The sequence below is a fragment of the Olleya sp. KKT75 genome (assembly GCF_055635485.1).
Window position 1 is genome coordinate 107,501 of sequence record NZ_CM145759.1, and the last position, 18,427, is coordinate 125,927.

The following is an 18,427-nucleotide window of genomic DNA, read 5'->3' on the forward strand; positions in this document are numbered from 1 at the left end:
AGGATAAAAACTTAAATTATGTTATAGAAACTGGCGAAGCTGCTTTTTACGGTCCTAAATTAGACTTTATGGTAAAGGATGCTTTAGGTAGACAATGGCAATTAGGAACTATTCAGGTTGACTATAATTTACCTGAACGTTTTGAATTATCTTATAAAGGTAGTGATAATGAATCGCACAGACCGGTAATGATACACCGTGCTCCTTTTGGAAGTATGGAACGTTTTATAGCCATTTTATTAGAACATACTGGTGGGAATTTTCCGCTTTGGTTAATGCCAAATCAAGTTTCTATATTAACTCTTAGTGAGAAATACGAGAAATACGGTCAAAATGTTTTAACTTTGCTAGAAAATCACGAGATTCGCGCACTTGTAGACAACAGAAGTGAGACCATTGGTAAGAAAATTAGAGAGGCTGAAATGAGTAAAACGCCTTATATGATTATCATTGGAGAGCAAGAAGAAGCGGAAAACATGATATCTGTCAGACAACATGGCGGTGAAGATTTAGGCACGATTAGTGTAGATACCTTTGCAGAGATTGTTAAAACAGAGATAAATAAGACCAAAAGACAATTTTAAAATTAAGTTTAACTAAAATATATAAGTCATAGCAATACGTAGAAAAAGATCAAGAGGTCCGGCAAGAATCATTAAGGAAGATCAGCACAACATTAACGGTAAGATTAGAGCAGAAAAAGTGCGTCTAGTTGGAGAGAATGTTGAAGTAGGAATCTATACCACTAAAGAGGCAAGAGAATTTGCAAGAGAGCAAGAACTTGACTTGGTAGAAATTTCGCCAAAAGCAGTTCCACCTGTATGTAAAATAATGGATTACAAGAAGTTTCTTTATGAACAGAAGAAGCGGGAAAAAGCATTAAAATCCAAGGCTACTAAAGTTGTAATTAAAGAAATTCGGTTTGGACCACAAACAGATGATCATGATTACGAGTTTAAGAAAAAACACGCCGAAAAATTCTTAAAAGAAGGTGCAAAGCTAAAAGCATTTGTTTTCTTTAAGGGACGATCGATTGTGTTTAAAGAGCAAGGACAAATATTATTATTACGTTTAGCCCAAGATTTGGAAGAAATTGGTAAAGTAGAACAGATGCCAAGACTTGAAGGGAAACGTATGACAATGTTTATTGCTCCAAAGAAGTAGATTTTAAAAGTCTAACTATCTAGATTATCAAGATGCTAAACATGTTTAGCACTAAAAATATTATAAGCGAAATAATTAAAACTAGGAAACAAAATGCCTAAAATGAAAACAAAATCTAGTGCTAAAAAGCGTTTCAAGCTTACAGGTACTGGTAAAATTAAAAGAAAGCACGCTTTTAAGAGTCACATCTTAACAAAGAAGTCTAAAAAGCGTAAGCTTAAGTTAACTCATGACGGTTTAGTACATAAAGCGGATGAGAACAACATTAAAGTAATGATGCGTTTAAAGTAACATTACCTTAATTGGTTACAAATTATTATTTATAAACCCTGGAGTTAGGCCCATACAAAGTGTTATTAATTAACCGCCTACTACAAAATACATTAAAATTATGCCTAGATCAGTAAATTCTGTTGCCAAAAGAGCCAGAAGAAAAAAGGTGCTTAAACAAGCAAAAGGTTACTTTGGACGTCGTAAAAACGTTTGGACAGTAGCAAAAAATGCGGTTGATAAAGCTATGCAATATGCATACAGAGACCGTAGAAATAAAAAGAGGACTTTCCGTGCACTATGGATCACGCGTATTAACGCTGGAGCTAGATTACATGGAATGACTTACTCACAATTTATGGGGAAAGTAAAAGCTAACAATATCGAATTAAACCGTAAGGTTTTAGCTGATTTAGCGATGAACAATCCAGATGCTTTTGAAGCAATTGTGAACAAAGTAAAATAAAAGGCATTTTGCCAATTGTATAACAATACTTCGCTTATAACATAGAAAATCCGATTCTTAATTGAATCGGATTTTTTTATGCCTTTTAATTATTACTTAACTTTAATAATTGTCTTTTACCAATCGTAATCTTTAATTTTACAACAAAATAGAATGCTATCTTATGATTTTAAACCAAATAAAATTAATCGTATCTGACTTAGATGGTACTTTATTAAACTCAAACCACGAAGTCAGTGCTGAGTTTTTTGAATTGTACAAAGTATTAAAAGAAAAAAACATACTTTTTGTTGCTGCTAGTGGACGTCCATACTATAGTATGATTGACAAATTGGCAACTATAAAAGATGATATTATTATAGTCTCTGAGAATGGTGGATTAGCGGTAGAAAATAATAAGTTGATAATTTCGAATACATTTAATCCGGATAACTTAAATAGTATTGCTAAGTTAGTTACGACATTACATGATGCCCATCCAGTGTTTTGCACAAAAGACAAAGCGTATGTTATTAGTAAATCTAAAAAACTGATGTCGCTTTTAAGTGAATACTACTCCAATTACGACGTAATAGATAGCTTAGATGATATTAAGGAACCTGTTTATAAAATAGCACTGTATCATGAGGAAAGCTCTGAAAAACATATTTATCCAGCTGTAAAACATCTTGAAAGTGATTTTAAAGTAAAAGTATCTGCAAATCATTGGGTAGATATTTCGGAAAACATCGCTAATAAAGGCTATGCTATAAAGCATATACAAGAAATTTATAATATAAGTGAAGCAGAAACTATGGTTTTTGGCGATTATAATAATGATATAGAAATGCTGAAATTAGCGCATTTTAGCTATGCAATGGAAAATGCGCATCCTAATGTAAAAAGTATTGCTAATTATACCACTAAAACTAATGATGACAATGGTGTAGAACACATTATCAAACAATTAATAGCTAGTCTAAAATAAACTTACCTATTGATAGAAAACAGCTTTACCTCCTGCTCTTTTCCTTTTAGAGATATATTTCCTATAGATTCCAACTTATACTTATGCAATTTTAGATTTTGCAGCAGTATTTCTGAAATAAGTAAAGTTTGACTGTAGGTATTACATTCTCCTTGTATTCTTGCTGATGTATTAATAACATCACCATGATATGCAATCTCCTTTTTAATTGAACCGACTTCTGTTACAATTAACTTTCCGCCATGCAATCCTGCTTTAAATTTAGGGAGTAAACCGAATTTTTTGATGTAAGATTTTTGCTTTTTAAGCAATCTATCTTGAAATTTATAGAATAACTCCACACAGTTATTATCTTTTATTCCTCTATCAAAAGACCAGCTAATTACTGCCTCGTCTCCGACATATTGATATATCTCTGCGTCAAAATTAGGCAGTACATGATTTAGATCGTAAAAACACTCTTGAATTAACTCACTGTACTTAAAATGCCCTAATTGTTCTGCAATAGTTGTTGACGCTTGAAGATCTAGAAACATAAAAATGCGCCTTTCCTCTCTTGGTTTTTTATATTTACCGATAAGTTGATTAAAAAACACACCTCTTCCAAAGTTTTCTTTTGCTAATTTAAAGAAAGAAAATATTAATGAACAGATTACAAAATAACCAACCACTAACCAAAACACCTTATTTTCTATCCACCAACCTGACTCGTTAGGTAGATTTCTATCAATCTGAACTTCTATTAAGTGAACAATAAAGTTTGTTGACAACACCAACATTAGTAGATAAATAAATGACTTCTGCAATAAAACTAAACCTGTAGCTAGTTTGTCTAAATGTAATTTTTGAAAGAGAAACTCTACAATTGCATATACAAACCCCACTACAATTCCTGCATAAAGGCCAAACTCTAACCAATAAATGAACGGTACAACATCCACATCTAATTCTTGAAGTCCTTTCCCTATTTGAAATGCCTTTCCTCCTTCTGTACCCACTTGATAATAGCGAACTGTAATAAAGAGACAAAAGGACAACGACCAAAATATAATGGTTGCAATTAATAGCCTTACAAATGGAAATACAATGTTTTTCAAAATGTAGAGTGAATTATTCAGAAATCTCTTCTAAAGCTAATTGAAACTCTGACCAACTTATTAAACCATCGCCATCTTTATCATATCCTTCAATAAGTTTTGATGATACTATACCTCGAATAAATCCACTAATTTCTGCTTCTTGTAATAAGTTTTTAATTTCGGACTTAGATAATTGTTTGTCACCATCGTTATCAAAAAACGAAAAAGCTTTTTGAGGAGAATCAAAATGATTAGTAATTAAAATTTCTATTTTTTTTAGGATTTGATCTTTTGTTGACATAATACTTTTAGATTGAATGAATACTGATTTATAATTTAAACCTAACGATTGTCCTGATGCGTTAAGGATGGAAAGGTTTGTTTGAGCACCTCGCAGAGTGCGAGCCTTGAGAGCCTGCCCCTTATGGTAACGCCCAAATATTAAGTTTTCTGTTTTTTCTTTTTTGCTGCAGGGAATAACACATTATTAAGTATTAATCTGTAACCTGGAGATGTTGGATGCAATTCTAATTCGGTTTTAGGATCACCAACTTGGTGTGTATAGTCCTCTGGGTCGTGGCCACCATAAAATGTAAAAAAGCCTTTTCCTTTTATACCATGAATGTATTTAGCCTCTCCATTTGTTTTATTTTCTCCCATGACTAATACGTTTGACTTTATTTGGTCTCTAGTAAACGAGGTTGTTTGTCCCATAAACCCTTTAACTAATGCCGTATGATTTTGACATAACATACTAGGAATTGGATCCCATTTAGCTGAGAAATCCATTAACGAAAAATAGTCCGTTTGTTTGGGTATTTTACGTTTCATGGTCATATCAATACTTGAAAACTCATAGACTAGCGCACTACGCTCTAATGTATAATCTTTAAAAGCGAACGTTTTAGAGAAGTCTAATTTGGATTGGTAGTTAGCGTCACTGGCATCTCCATCAAACATGGGCTCGCATATGTCTATACCTGCAGCAGATAATGCGATATCAAAACTTTCGGTTGCACTGCACATGGCGAACATAAACCCTCCACCAACAACATAATCTCTAATTTTTAGTGCTACGTCACGTTTTTCTTCTGATACTTTAGAATATCCAAGTTTTGTAGCTAAAGCTTCTGCTTCCTTTTTTTCTTGGATGTACCAAGCTGCTTGACGGTATCTAGCATAAAACTTACCAAACTGTCCTGTAAAATCTTCGTGGTGTAAATGCAACCAATCGTATAATAATAATTCGTCTTTTAAAACGCCTTCGTCATAGATTGTTTCGTATGGAATTTCGGCATAACTTAATACCATAGTAACTGCATCATCCCAAGGTAATTTTCCTTGTGGTGTATAGACTGCAATTTTTGGTGCTTTTTCTAAGACTACTGCTTCCATGTTTTTACTTGGACTAGCAATATCTTCTAGAATTTGTTGTGTTTTAGAATCTGATATAATCTCAAAACTGACACCTCTAATTTGGCATTCTCGCTGAATTTCTGCACTATCTGGCAACAAAAAAGCACCACCTCTATAGTTAAGTAGCCACTTAACTTTTACATTTTTTTCTAGCGTCCAATAAGTAATACCATAAGCTTTTAAATGATTTTTCTGAGTATCCGCATCCATAGGAATAAGGATGTACGACGCAAACAATTGGTTTGCAAATAGAAACAGAAATAGAAATATTGCTATTTTTTTCATTTAAAAAGATGGTTTTATAAATTGAAAGATACTTAAAAAACCGACTTCAAAAAAAGAGATTAGTATTAAATTAACTAGGAGACCCAGAAAGCAGATCTGAGATGATCTTTGTTCTTGGAAATTGCTCTAAAATAATTTTTAAAAACACTGTAATTGGTATTGCCATAATTAACCCAGGAATACCCCAAATAAAGCCCCAAAACATTAACATAACCAAGACTGCTATAATGTTTATAGAAAAAGATTTACCCATAAATACAGGCTCTAAAATACTTCCATATAATACTTGTGTACCTGCAATTGATAGCACAAAAAACAGAAGTTTACTAGACGTTTCTAACTCCACAAATGCAAAAAGAGACAATAGTATTACTGTTATAAAAGAACCTACCATTTGAACAAAATTGATTAAGAATGCGAATAAACCCCAAAAGATAGGGAAACTAACATCAAAAAAGTAACATGCTAACCCTGTAAAAACACCTGTCAGGAAGCTTACTAAAAACTTAACTTTAATGAATTTAATTAAGTCCTTTTCTATCTTCATGAAGGTTTTGATAGAGGTATGTTTCTTTTTTAGAATGGTCTTATTAATTAACTGCTCTACATTTATAGATTCCGCCAACCAAAGCACAACAAAGAACGTCGTCATTAATAACGCTGTCAAAAATTTAGTAATAAAACTAATGGTTGGTGATAGATTACTTAATAGTGCGTCTTTATTTAAAAGTCTAGTTAATGATCTACTACCTTCTACTTTGTCCACTCCAAAGAAAGCTTCTGTATTATCAATTAAAAGATTGATTTTGTCTTCTGCCTTATGAAAAAATTGAGAATCTGAAGCGATAATTTCTTTACTTGATAATTTAACTAGCTCAACTCCTAACTTAACACCTAATGCAATCACTAAAAGCACTATTAAAACACTAATTGCTTTTGGAAGCTTACGCTTGCGTAAAAAACGCATCAATGGTAAAAATAGTAATGCTATAAACATTGAAAATACCAATGGTACAAATATAAAAGACAACACTTTTAACAGATAAAATATAATTGGTATTACAATTATTAAAAGTAGGTAATTAGTAGTTTTGATTTTATCCATCAAAGTAATAGTTAATTTATATTAAAAAGGTACATCATTATCTTCTTCCGGTGCACCAAAAGCATCGTTAGCAGAAGGGAAATTATCTGGAGCAAATGTATTGTCATTTGCGGCAGCATTCATTTTACTATGAAACTCTTGACCAAAAGGTGTATCAAAATCATCCAAGTTATCAAACTTACCTAAATGTCCGATAAATTTAAGTCTAATACTTTCTAAACCACCATTACGGTGTTTTGCTACAATAAACTCACCTTGACCTTCTGTAGGAGAACGCTCTTCATCATCCCACTCGTCAATTTTATAATATTCAGGTCTGTAAATAAAACTTACAATATCGGCATCTTGCTCAATTGCACCAGATTCACGTAAATCGGATAGTAAAGGACGTTTACTTCCTCCACGTGTTTCCACAGCACGCGATAATTGTGAAAGTGCAATTACAGGTAAACTTAATTCTTTAGCTAATGCTTTTAAGTTACGTGAAATAGTTGATATTTCTTGTTCACGGTTACCACCTGAACCAGCAGCTGTCATTAACTGTAAATAATCAATCATGATCATTCTAATACCATGTTGTGAAGCTAGACGACGCGCTTTTGCACGTAAATCGAAAATAGAAAGCGAAGGTGTGTCATCAATAAATAGTGGCGCCTTCTCCAGAGCTTTTACTTTTACGTTAAGCTGTTCCCACTCGTGTTTCTCTAATTTTCCTGTTCTTAGTTTTTCTGAAGACAATCCAGTTTCACTAGAAATTAAACGTGTAATTAATTGTACAGATGCCATCTCTAGAGAGAAAAAGGCAACCGGTATATTTGAATTTACGGCAACATTTCTTGCCATTGTCAAAGTAAAGGCAGTTTTACCCATACCTGGACGTGCTGCGATAATAATTAAATCACTTTCTTGCCATCCAGAAGTAAGTTTATCTAGTTTATTAAAACCAGAAGGCACTCCACTCATTCCCTCTTTTTTAGAGATTTCTTCAATTTTCTTTTTGGCTTGTATTACAAGATCTTGTGCTGTTTCACTTGATTTTTTAATGTTTCCTTGCGTTACTTCGTAAAGTCGAGATTCTGCTTTATCTAATAAATCAAAAACATCCTGCGTCTCGTCATAAGCTTCTTCAATAATCTCTGAAGAAATCTTAATTAAACTACGCTGAATAAATTTCTGTAAAATAATTCGTGCATGAAACTCGATATGGGCAGAAGACGATACTTTTTGCGTTAAGGAAATCAAGTAAAAATCTCCACCAGCTAAATCTAATTTCGAATTTGTCTTTAATTGCGTCGAAACTGTTAATAAGTCAATAGGTTGACTTTCCTGGAACAACATAAAGATAGCTTCGAAGATGTGTTGATGTGCTTCTTTATAGAAGGCATCAGCACTTAAAATATCAATTACTTCATCCACACCCTTTTTATCAATCATCATAGCACCAAGTACTACCTCCTCTAAATCTAAAGCTTGAGGTGGAATCTTCCCTTTTTCAAGGTTAATTATGGTACTTCTATCAACTTGATAGCCTTTTACTTGATTGGGTTGCTTCATTGATTTGTTCTAATTTTAAGTTAAAAAACTTAATGATTTTTTGGTTAAATATTGATTAAAAAGTAGTTCAAAACCACCTAATTTAAGACTTAGCGAAAGTAAATAAATTGTTAAGAACAATTGAATTACAAAGTTACTCAATCTTAACAGGTCATCAACATTTATAGTGTTAATAAGTCTGATTTTTTGTTAATAAGCATAAAAAAAACCTGAAGCCTAAACTTCAGATTTATGTTAGCAAATGGTTTTATAAGGATTAACCCTTAAAAACTCCCATGTCACAATATTTTTCGATACGCTTATTTACTAAATCCTTTGGTGATAAGTTTTTAAACTCATCATAAGCAGAAACGATTGCTTCAGATACCGTTTTAAACGTTGTTTCTCTATCAGAATGAGCACCTCCAAGAGGTTCTTTAATGATTTCGTCAACAATTTTCATTTTTTTCATATCTGTAGGCGTTAACTTTAACGCTTCAGCAGCTAACTCTTTATATTCCCAACTTCTCCATAATATAGAAGAACAAGATTCTGGCGAAATAACAGAATACCATGTGTTTTCTAACATCATGATCTTATCTCCTACTCCAATACCTAAAGCACCTCCTGAAGCACCTTCACCAATTACTATGGTAATAATAGGCACTTTTAAACGTGTCATTTCTAAAATGTTTCTGGCAATAGCTTCACCTTGTCCACGTTCTTCAGCTTCTAAACCAGGATAAGCACCTGGCGTATCTAATAAAGTTACAACCGGAATTCCGAATTTCTCAGCAGATTTCATTAGTCGTAATGCTTTACGATACCCTTCAGGGTTAGCCATACCAAAATTACGGTATTGTCTAGTTTTTGTATTGTACCCTTTTTGTTGACCAATAAACATAAAGCTTTGATCTCCAATTTTACCTAAACCACCAATCATAGCCTTGTCATCCTTAAAACTTCTGTCTCCATGAAGCTCTAAAAAAGACTCTCCACAAAGCGATTTAATATAATCTAAGGTATAAGGTCTATCCGGGTGACGTGACATTTGTACACGTTGCCATGGGGTAAGGTTTTTGTATATTTCTTTTTTTGTTGCTACAAGCTTTTTTTCAATTTGCTTGCAAGTCTGTGTCACATCTACATCACTCTCTTCTCCAATAATTTGACACTTTCCTAGTTGCTCTTCTAGTTCTTTAATCGGTAATTCAAATTCTAAATATTCCATAGGGAATGATAGTTTTGTTTATTTGTTAGCTAGCAAAATTACATATTTTTTATTTCAAATTTTAAGAATTTGATTAAAATACATGCTTTTTTACGTTAAATTTTGATAATCAATTAGTTTCTTTAATCTTGTTTTTTTTGAAGTTCTTCCAGTTTTTAAGAATACCATTACTTAAAACAACACCTAGAATAATAAAAGCACCTATATAAAACGAAGACGACATTGTCTCTGACTCTGGAAATAAAATTAAGGCTAAACCAATTCCATAAATAGGTTCTAAATTATAAGTCAATACAACTGTATATGGACTAATAAAGCGCATAACATGTACGGATGCAATAAAGGCATATGCTGTGCATACTGAAGCTAAAACAAATAACCAAAACCAATCTGATAATGAAACATTAAAATGATTTGCATTAAATCCATCCCCAAACATCGCGATATATAATGTGATAAAAAACACACCACTAATAAACTCATAAAAAGAGATTTTGGTCGCTGAATGCTCTTCCAAGAATTTACCATTTAGCACCGCAAATAATGATGATAAAAAAGCAGAAATAACACCTAAAATCATACCTTCAATATATCTGAATTCGCTTCTAACAATTAGATAAATACCTAGAACCACAATAAGACCAAAAACAATCTCGTAGGTAATAATTTTTCGTTTATAAATAATGGGCTCTATAAATGACGCAAAAAAAGCACCTGTAGAAAACATGGCTAATGCTATAGATGCATTAGATACTTGAATAGAACCAAAAAATGTAATCCAATGTAACGCTATTATAATTCCGGCAATAGCTAATTTAAAAAACGCTTTTCTGTTAATAGAAATATTAATCTTAGCTATTTTTATATAGACAAACATCAAAACGGTTGCTATAAGCATCCTATACCAAACTAAACTTACCGCATTTAAGGTTATTAACTTTCCAATAATAGCAGTAAAGCCAGCAATAAATACTAGTAAATGTAAGTGTAAATAATTTTTAAGCTTATCGTTTTGCATTTCGCAGTAATATTATGGCTAGAATTCCGAAAATAATATTTGGAAACCATACTGCTAGTAATGGCGAAAAATTTGATTGAGACGCTAGTGTACCGAAAATTTTATCGAAAAAGACAAATATCATAGCTATACAGATACCAAACGCTAAATTAACTCCCATACCTCCTCTTCGTTTTCTTGAAGATACAGCTACAGCAATAATAGTTAGGATAAAGACTGATACTGGTAAGCTCCATTTTTGATATTTAGCTAATTTGTACCTCCCTATAAATTTTGATCCACGTTTTTCTTCTCTATCAATAAAATTAACAAGCTCATTATAACGTAGTGTTTCTGCAATATAATCTTCTGGTGTTAAATCTTCTAAATCGAAGCTGAAGAGTGTGTCTTTTTTTCTTTGTAACTCCAACTTATCAGAATCTTCACCTATTGTCCTTTTAACGTAATTACGTAAAACAAATGCAGAATCCTCTTCTATATACCTAATATTAGAGGCACTTATCTTATACTCCATTTTATTATTTTCAAAATGCTCTAAAGTAAAGTTAACACCTGTTTTATTTTTAGTATCAAAGCTAGTAACATAAATAATATCATTGTCATTAATCTGCTTCAGGACATTGGTACTATTAGTTGTTTTCTTGCCAGAGAGGTATTTATACTTAAAATTATTAAATCCTTTACTTGCGTTTGGCGCTAAATATAAACCTAAAACTATAGAGATAATAGCAACAATGACTGCGCCAATTAAATAAGGCCTTAAAAATCGTGAGAAAGAAACACCTGAACTTAAAAAAGCAACAATTTCTGTATTATTAGCTAATTTTGAGGTAAACCAAATAACCGATAAAAATAAAAATAGAGGAAATAGTAAATGGGCAAAATATATGGTAAAGTCTAAAAGGTACTGCATGACTTCGCCGAAAGGCACATTGTTTTCTAATATTTTTCCAATTTTCTCAGCCAAATGTACTGTTATACCAATAGGTATAAACAACAATAGCATAACTGCAAAAGTTAGTAAATAACGTTTTAATATGTACCAATCTAATATTTTCACTTACAGACGATTATTCATTTGTTTAACCATTTTATCTTTCCATGCTTTAAAGTCTCCTGCAATAATATGCTTTCTAGCTTCTCTAGTTAGCCATAAATAAAACCCTAAATTATGGATGGTTGCTATTTGTTTTCCTAATAACTCATTCACGTTAAACAAGTGACGTAAATATGCTTTACTGTATTCGGTATCTACATATGTAATTCCCATTTCATCTATTGGCGAAAAATCTTCACGCCATTTTAGATTTTTAATATTTATTGATCCGTACGCTGTAAATAACATCCCATTTCTGGCATTACGTGTTGGCATAACACAATCAAACATATCAACTCCTAGAGCAATATTTTCTAATATATTTATAGGCGTTCCAACTCCCATTAAATAACGTGGTTTATCCCAAGGTAGTATATCTGTAACAACCTCTGTCATCGCATACATTTCTTCAGCTGGCTCTCCCACAGATAATCCACCAATAGCATTACCTTCTGCTCCAACACCTGCTATATACTCTGCTGATTGTTTACGCAAATCCTTATAAGTGCTTCCTTGTACAATTGGGAAAAACGATTGTGAATAATCGTATTTAAACGGTGTTTTTTCTAAATGTGTGATACAACGCTCTAACCAACGATGCGTCATATGCATAGATCGTCTTGCGTAATTATAGTCACATGGATAAGGTGTGCATTCGTCAAACGCCATAATAATGTCAGCTCCAATACTACGTTGGATTTCCATAACATTTTCAGGAGTAAACATATGGTAGCTTCCGTCAATATGAGACTTAAACTTAACACCTTCCTCTTTTATTTTATTATTTCCTGATAAAGAGTACACTTGGTACCCACCAGAATCTGTCAAGATATTTCTATCCCAATTCATAAATTTATGCAAACCACCCGCTTTTTCTAAAACATCAATTTGAGGTTTCAAATACAAGTGATAAGTATTTCCTAAAATAATATCAGGATTAATATCATCTTTTAATTCTCTTTGGTGCACACCTTTTACAGAACCAACAGTACCTACAGGCATAAAAATAGGTGTTTCTATTACACCATGATCCGTAGTCATTACTCCTGCTCTTGCGTTACTTTGTGTGTCTTTTGCTTTTAAATCGAAAGTCATTATATCTCTTAAATCTTCAGCTAACAAATATATATAAGAAAAACACAAAGGGTCCTAAATAGTTGCTAAAATTGTTTCTGAATACTCTAATTAATTGTAATTGTTAAGAAATCGGTACATTTCGTTAATAAGTGTCATCAATAATCTTGGTAAAGGCATATTAAAAAACTAATTTTGAAACAAAATAATTAACCCATACAACATGGCAAGCACACAACAATTAGAAGATTTAACTACTCAAGTACGTAGAGATATTTTACGTATGGTACACAAAGTAAATTCTGGACACCCAGGAGGTTCATTAGGTTGCACAGAATTTCTGGTAGCACTTTATCAAGACATAATGGACAGAAAAGAAGGTTTTGATATGGACGGTATTGGAGAGGATCTATTTTTTCTATCTAATGGTCATATTTCTCCTGTCTTTTATAGTGTATTAGCAAGAAGTGGTTATTTCCCTGTAGAAGAATTAAATACTTTTAGATTAATAAATACAAGATTACAAGGACACCCAACAACTCACGAAGGACTACCTGGTATTAGAATTGCGTCTGGATCTTTAGGTCAAGGTTTAAGTGTTGCTTTAGGTGCTGCCCAAGCTAAAAAATTAAATGGTGATAAGCATTTAGTGTACAGTTTACATGGTGATGGAGAAATGCAAGAAGGTCAAAACTGGGAAGCAATTATGTATGCTTCTGGAAAAAAAGTAGATAACATTATTGCAACTATTGATTTAAATGGTCAGCAAATTGACGGTTCTACAGATACTGTTTTACCAATGGGAAGTTTCAGAGCTAAATTTGAAGCTTTTGGATGGACTGTTTTAGACATTGAAGCTGGTAACAATATTGATGCTATATTAAAAGGTATGGCAGAAGCAAAAAGCTTAACAGGAAAAGGAAAACCAGTATGTGTATTACTAAAAACAGTAATGGGTAATGGTGTAGATTTTATGATGCATACACATGCTTGGCATGGAAAAGCACCTAATGATGAGCAACTAGCTATTGGATTAGAGCAAAACCCTGAAACGTTAGGCGATTATTAATCAACTTGAATTAAGACAAAATGAAAACATATACAAATACAGGAAGTAAAGATACAAGATCAGGTTTTGGAGACGGATTGACAGAATTAGGTAGAACAAACCCTAATGTTGTAGCACTTTGCGCAGATTTAATTGGTTCTTTAAAAATGAATCAGTTTATAGAAGAAAATCCAAAACGTTTTTTTCAAATTGGAATTGCTGAAGCAAACATGATGGGGATTGCAGCGGGTTTAACTATTGGAGGAAAAATTCCTTTTACAGGTACATTTGCTAACTTTTCTACTGGTCGTGTATACGATCAAATAAGACAAAGTATTGCTTATTCTGATAAAAACGTAAAAATCTGTGCCTCTCACGCCGGATTAACTTTAGGTGAAGATGGTGCAACACACCAAATCCTTGAAGATATTGGACTAATGAAAATGCTTCCAGGAATGACTGTAATTAACACTTGTGATTACAACCAGACCAAAGCTGCCACAATAGCTATTGCAGACCATGATGGTCCTGTCTACTTGCGTTTTGGACGTCCAAAAGTAGCTAACTTTACACCTGCTGATCAGAAGTTTGAAATCGGGAAAGCATTACATTTGCAAGATGGTACAGATGTAACTATCGTTGCGACTGGACACTTAGTTTGGGAAGCATTAGAAGCTGCTAAGGTTCTAAACGAAAAAGGTATTTCTGCAGAGGTTATAAATATCCACACTATAAAGCCATTAGATGCTAATGCTATTATTGAGTCTGTTAAGAAAACAAAATGTGTTGTTACTGCAGAAGAACACAATAAGTTAGGTGGTTTAGGCGAAAGTGTTTCTAGAATACTATCTCAAAATCAACCAACACCTCAAGAGTTTGTTGCTACAGACGATACATTTGGAGAGTCAGGTACACCTGCTCAATTAATGGAAAAATACGGTTTAAATGCAGAAGCTATCGTAAAGGCTTGCGAAAAAGTTGTAAAAAGAAAATAGATCTAAAATATAGACTAAAAAAAAGGCGTTTAAAACAATTTGTTTTAAACGCCTTTTTGCTTTCTTGACAAAGACATAACAACTTATCTAAAATATTTTGGCACAATTTTCGTTATAAATGGTGTTCATCAAAAAAACTACAATTATGAAAAATTTAATTTTAACATCAATTGCAACGCTATTAGTTTCTACATGTATCTATGCTCAAACCGAAAGTGGTTTTGGGATTAAAGGAGGTTTAAACTATAATGGTAATGGAGATTATTTTGAATCCGCAACAAACAGCTACCAAAACCCAGACCGTAACTTAGGGTACCATATTGGCGTTTTTGCAAAAGTAGGTACCAAAGTCTATTTTAGACCTGAATTAGTTTACACAGCTACTAAAAGTGATTATATCGCAGGAGAATTTGACTTAAAAAAATTAGATGTTCCGCTATTAATTGGTCTTAAAGTATTAGGACCTTTGCATGTTTTTGCTGGCCCATCATTACAATATATAATAGATAGTGATTTTGAAAATGCCACTATAAACTCTATTCAAGATGATTTTTCTGTAGGTCTAAATTTTGGAATCGGTGTTAGTTTTAATAAAATAGGAATTGACCTTAGATACGAAAGAGGATTTAGTGATAATGAAGCTACATTAATAAATAACAACATCTCATTAGTAAATAACGATAGATTAGACACAAGACCAGACCAATTAATCCTTAGTTTATCTGTAATGCTATAATTTTAATTAAACAACAAAAAAAAAGAGCCACTTTAAAAGTGGCTCTTTTTTTATTAAATAATTTAATTACTAATTATCGTAATTAATTGAAATCGTGTCTTCCAAATAATCTGCTATCCCATTGTTATCAGAGTCCATCAATGTAATTGTTTTAATAGTAATTACACCTGAAATTTGACTTCGAGTAGTCTCATATTCATTATCCGCATAAACCGGCTCTACATCTCCATTATTAGTATCAATAACATAAACATTTTCGATAATTTCGTCTATAGTCGAAACACCATCGTTATCATCGTCACTATCTACAAAATTGGAAAAACTATCTCCATCTGTATCTTCATCATCTCCAGCACCATCAGCATCTAAATCTTCTAAATAAGAAGGTATCCCATCTCCATCATAATCTGTATTAATTCTTGTAAGAACACCAAATTTGAAAATTAAAGGGTAATAACTAGGTATTATAGTTGTACTAGATGAGAAATAAGCAATACCTGAAGGTATAAATGCTGCTCCTATACCAAAATTATGATTTGTAGTTGTACCATCACCATTTTCACTATAACCATCTCTAGTTTTAAATTCTATTAAAGCTTCTCTAAAACCAGTAATAACTCCAAAAGAAGTTCCTGCACTAGTTAAATCAAAAGGACTATTAACTACATCTGCACCGTCAAAAACAGTTCCATCAAGTAATATACCCTCATAAGTTACACCTACCGCATCCAAAGGATGAACAACATTACCTAAACCTTCTCTAATATTTAGAAAGTATAATGTGTGATCTATATCATTTTCAGTAACTATTTTACTACTTAATTCAGGTCTATCTATTAATGCTATTGCATCTAAATTTCCATTAGCAGCACTAATGGTATCAAATGCAATCTCAAAACTATCGTTTGCTAAAGTATATGGATTAGCAAAGTCATAGTCACTATAATTGTATGTGTGAGTCGTTAAATATTCTTCAATTTCTGTAATATTCTCATCGTATACTTCTTGTCTATCTCTTTCAACAAAAATTGTAGTCGTATCATCATCAGAATTACAAGCTGTAATTAACATTAGCATAGATATAACACCAAAAGTAATTTTTCTTAATTTCATTATTGCTATTTTTGAAGTTGCAAGATACATTTTAATATAATTTTGTACAATAACGTTAACGTCAATTTTAGATAATTTATATGCGAGTAGACAAATATTTGTGGTGTGTTAGGTATTTTAAAACTAGAAACATAGCTACAACTGCCTGTAAAAAAGGACATATTAAGGTAAATGATACTGTAGCAAAGCCCAGCAGAGATGTTTACCCTACAGATACTATTGTGTTAAGAAAAGACCAAGTCAATTACACTTTAACCGTTTTAGACATACCTCCTAACCGTGTTGGTGCTAAGTTAGTTGACATATATCGCGTTGATAAAACACCTAAATCTGCTTTTGAAGCACAAGAAATGCTTAAATTAGCTAAAGATTATTACAGAAAAAAAGGGGTTGGTCGACCAACAAAGAAAGATAGAAGAGATTTGGATGATCTAGCATTAGAAAATGAACAATAATATGGAATTACCAAAAAACATAATTTTAGACGCGACAGCTATTAATAATAAGTTAAGACGAATAGCTTATCAAATTTATGAGGCTAATACCACCGAAACAGAAGTTGTTTTAGCAGGTATAGATGTTAATGGTTATATTTTAGCAAAAAAATTAAAAACCATACTTTCAAAAATATCTCCAATTAAGCCGGTACTATGCAAAATAGAGATAGATAAAAAAGACCCAAGAAAACCAATTAAGACATCTGTAAAGCCTCAAGACTATCAAGACAAGTCTGTGGTTTTGATTGATGATGTTTTAAATTCTGGAACTACGCTAATATATAGTGTCAAGCACTTTTTGAATGTCCCTTTAAAACAATTTAAAACAGCTGTACTTGTTAACCGTAATCATAAAAAATTCCCTGTAAAGGCAGACTACAAAGGAATTTCTTTATCAACTTCTTTGCATGAGCACGTACAAGTAGATTTAGATGGTAAAGATTGGATAGCCTATTTAAACTAGTTTTTCCATTAAATTACTTAGAGTGTCCTCTTCAGAATCTACTGAGTTTACAACAATATTAGCCTGATTATAAAAGAAAGAACGTTCAAATATATGTTTAGCAATAAAGTCCTTTAATGCTTCCTTAGTATCTAAATGGGCTATTAAAGGCCTAGTACTATCTTTATATAATCTATTAGTTAACACATCTAAACTAGCCTTTAGGTAAATTGTTGTGAGGTTATCTAACTTATTTAACCAACTCATGGTATCATAAAAACAAGGTGTACCACCTCCTAAGGAAATAATTGTTTTATCAAGATTATTAGTCAATTCCTTTAAATAGGTTTGTTCTAATTTTCTAAAATGAATCTCTCCTTTTAATTTAAAAATCTCAGAAACAGATAAATTTTCTTTTTCTTCTATATAATTATCTAAATCAACAAAATCAAAATTCAGTAATTCTGCTGCTTTTTTACCAATTGTTGATTTCCCAGACGCCATATATCCAATTAAAATTAAGTTCATTTTTGTTGTTATATATTGATTATTAAATTCATACATAAATGCTAGGCAAAAAAACAAAAAAAAAAATGAAAATAGCCTTGTATTTTTGATAAAAGCTTATATATTTGCACCCCGTTACGGAAAAGACCAGTTAGCTCAGTTGGTAGAGCATCTCCCTTTTAAGGAGAGGGTCCTGGGTTCGAGCCCCAGACTGGTCACAACATTAAAAGTCAAGTATTTGGTTGCCTTTTTCTTATATTACATACAAATACAAGACCAGTTAGCTCAGTTGGTAGAGCATCTCCCTTTTAAGGAGAGGGTCCTGGGTTCGAGCCCCAGACTGGTCACAAAAAAAGTTAAGCATACTGCTTAGCTTTTTTTTTTA

The 18,427-nt window shown here is 32.3% G+C and carries 21 protein-coding genes and 2 tRNA genes (1 of these 23 only partly in view); 12 read left to right on the top strand and 11 right to left on the bottom strand.

The features are described from left to right. The 5 genes from thrS to ACZ2G2_RS00475 form a co-directional block, all read left to right on the top strand. Positions 1-584 carry the final stretch of a threonine--tRNA ligase gene (thrS, locus tag ACZ2G2_RS00455; RefSeq protein WP_090839499.1) on the top strand. It extends 1,351 nt beyond the left edge of the window, so only the last 584 of its 1,935 coding nucleotides appear in the window; the start codon falls outside the window, past its left edge; the stop codon is at positions 582-584. Between the two features lie 70 nt (positions 585-654). Continuing rightward, positions 655-1,164 (top strand): translation initiation factor IF-3, encoded by a 510-nt coding sequence (gene infC / locus ACZ2G2_RS00460; protein ID WP_262496857.1) that lies wholly within the window; start codon positions 655-657, stop codon positions 1,162-1,164. Between the two features lie 93 nt (positions 1,165-1,257). Beyond that, on the top strand, positions 1,258-1,455 hold the full coding sequence (gene rpmI, locus ACZ2G2_RS00465; RefSeq protein ID WP_090839495.1) for a 50S ribosomal protein L35: 198 nt from the start codon (positions 1,258-1,260) through the stop codon (positions 1,453-1,455). A 100-nt stretch (positions 1,456-1,555) separates the two neighbouring features. Beyond that, positions 1,556-1,900 carry a 50S ribosomal protein L20 gene (rplT, locus tag ACZ2G2_RS00470; protein ID WP_090839493.1) on the top strand — a complete coding sequence of 115 codons (345 nt, stop codon included), beginning with the start codon at positions 1,556-1,558 and terminating at the stop codon, positions 1,898-1,900. A gap of 163 nt (positions 1,901-2,063) precedes the next feature. Next, a complete protein-coding gene (locus tag ACZ2G2_RS00475) occupies positions 2,064-2,867 on the top strand; it encodes an HAD family hydrolase (RefSeq protein WP_470393376.1) in 804 nt (267 codons plus the stop codon). Between the two features lie 2 nt (positions 2,868-2,869). Here the strand turns inward: ACZ2G2_RS00475 and ACZ2G2_RS00480 are convergent, their stop codons facing one another. The 9 genes from ACZ2G2_RS00480 to tgt form a co-directional block, all read right to left on the bottom strand. Then, a complete protein-coding gene (locus ACZ2G2_RS00480) occupies positions 2,870-3,865 on the bottom strand; it encodes an adenylate/guanylate cyclase domain-containing protein (protein ID WP_470393378.1) in 996 nt (331 codons plus the stop codon). 112 nt (positions 3,866-3,977) lie between these two features. Continuing rightward, positions 3,978-4,247: an EF-hand domain-containing protein gene (locus ACZ2G2_RS00485; protein WP_090839487.1), complete on the bottom strand. Its 270-nt coding sequence runs from the start codon at positions 4,245-4,247 to the stop codon at positions 3,978-3,980. Positions 4,248-4,387: 140 nt separating this feature from the next. Then, positions 4,388-5,572, bottom strand: coding sequence for an asparagine synthetase B (locus ACZ2G2_RS00490; protein WP_090839483.1), 1,185 nt, complete (start codon positions 5,570-5,572; stop codon positions 4,388-4,390). 145 nt (positions 5,573-5,717) lie between these two features. Further along, positions 5,718-6,752, bottom strand: a complete 1,035-nt coding sequence (locus ACZ2G2_RS00495; protein WP_090839481.1) for an AI-2E family transporter — start codon at positions 6,750-6,752, stop codon at positions 5,718-5,720. 21 nt (positions 6,753-6,773) lie between these two features. Continuing rightward, positions 6,774-8,306, bottom strand: a complete 1,533-nt coding sequence (gene dnaB, locus ACZ2G2_RS00500) for a replicative DNA helicase (protein WP_090839479.1) — start codon at positions 8,304-8,306, stop codon at positions 6,774-6,776. A 256-nt stretch (positions 8,307-8,562) separates the two neighbouring features. Continuing rightward, complete coding sequence (locus tag ACZ2G2_RS00505; protein ID WP_090839478.1) at positions 8,563-9,516, bottom strand: acetyl-CoA carboxylase carboxyltransferase subunit alpha; 954 nt, start codon at positions 9,514-9,516, stop codon at positions 8,563-8,565. Between the two features lie 109 nt (positions 9,517-9,625). Continuing rightward, the gene (locus ACZ2G2_RS00510) at positions 9,626-10,534 is read right to left on the bottom strand and encodes a DMT family transporter (RefSeq protein WP_101202899.1); all 909 of its coding nucleotides are present in this window, start codon (positions 10,532-10,534) and stop codon (positions 9,626-9,628) included. Beyond that, positions 10,521-11,594, bottom strand: coding sequence for an LptF/LptG family permease (locus ACZ2G2_RS00515; protein WP_470393382.1), 1,074 nt, complete (start codon positions 11,592-11,594; stop codon positions 10,521-10,523). Before ACZ2G2_RS00515 ends, ACZ2G2_RS00510 begins: the two co-directional genes overlap by 14 nt. Beyond that, a complete protein-coding gene (tgt, locus tag ACZ2G2_RS00520) occupies positions 11,595-12,725 on the bottom strand; it encodes a tRNA guanosine(34) transglycosylase Tgt (RefSeq protein WP_470393384.1) in 1,131 nt (376 codons plus the stop codon). It abuts the gene before it with no gap. Positions 12,726-12,927: 202 nt separating this feature from the next. Between tgt and ACZ2G2_RS00525 the strand changes: the two genes are divergently transcribed. From ACZ2G2_RS00525 to ACZ2G2_RS00535, 3 genes are all read left to right on the top strand, one after another. After that, positions 12,928-13,773 carry a transketolase gene (locus ACZ2G2_RS00525; RefSeq protein ID WP_470393386.1) on the top strand — a complete coding sequence of 282 codons (846 nt, stop codon included), beginning with the start codon at positions 12,928-12,930 and terminating at the stop codon, positions 13,771-13,773. Between the two features lie 20 nt (positions 13,774-13,793). Continuing rightward, positions 13,794-14,747 carry a transketolase family protein gene (locus tag ACZ2G2_RS00530; protein WP_470393388.1) on the top strand — a complete coding sequence of 318 codons (954 nt, stop codon included), beginning with the start codon at positions 13,794-13,796 and terminating at the stop codon, positions 14,745-14,747. A gap of 145 nt (positions 14,748-14,892) precedes the next feature. Next, the gene (locus ACZ2G2_RS00535) at positions 14,893-15,483 is read left to right on the top strand and encodes a porin family protein (protein ID WP_090839468.1); all 591 of its coding nucleotides are present in this window, start codon (positions 14,893-14,895) and stop codon (positions 15,481-15,483) included. 69 nt (positions 15,484-15,552) lie between these two features. On the opposite strand, the gene ACZ2G2_RS00540 is transcribed toward ACZ2G2_RS00535, so the two are convergent. Then, the gene (locus ACZ2G2_RS00540) at positions 15,553-16,596 is read right to left on the bottom strand and encodes an FKBP-type peptidyl-prolyl cis-trans isomerase (RefSeq protein WP_470393389.1); all 1,044 of its coding nucleotides are present in this window, start codon (positions 16,594-16,596) and stop codon (positions 15,553-15,555) included. Between the two features lie 80 nt (positions 16,597-16,676). Here ACZ2G2_RS00540 and ACZ2G2_RS00545 point away from each other — a divergent pair, with 80 nt between their 5' ends. Then, on the top strand, positions 16,677-17,051 hold the full coding sequence (locus tag ACZ2G2_RS00545) for an RNA-binding S4 domain-containing protein (protein WP_090839464.1): 375 nt from the start codon (positions 16,677-16,679) through the stop codon (positions 17,049-17,051). Between the two features lies 1 nt (position 17,052). Continuing rightward, positions 17,053-17,556 carry a phosphoribosyltransferase family protein gene (locus tag ACZ2G2_RS00550; RefSeq protein ID WP_470393391.1) on the top strand — a complete coding sequence of 168 codons (504 nt, stop codon included), beginning with the start codon at positions 17,053-17,055 and terminating at the stop codon, positions 17,554-17,556. Here the strand turns inward: ACZ2G2_RS00550 and ACZ2G2_RS00555 are convergent. Further along, positions 17,548-18,063 carry a shikimate kinase gene (locus ACZ2G2_RS00555; protein ID WP_470393392.1) on the bottom strand — a complete coding sequence of 172 codons (516 nt, stop codon included), beginning with the start codon at positions 18,061-18,063 and terminating at the stop codon, positions 17,548-17,550. The two genes, ACZ2G2_RS00550 and ACZ2G2_RS00555, sit on opposite strands and share 9 nt — an antisense overlap. A 124-nt stretch (positions 18,064-18,187) precedes the next feature. Here ACZ2G2_RS00555 and ACZ2G2_RS00560 point away from each other — a divergent pair. Then, positions 18,188-18,260 (top strand) — tRNA-Lys (locus ACZ2G2_RS00560). 56 nt (positions 18,261-18,316) lie between these two features. Further along, positions 18,317-18,389, top strand: a tRNA-Lys gene (locus ACZ2G2_RS00565). The last annotated feature ends 38 nt before the right edge of the window (positions 18,390-18,427 follow it).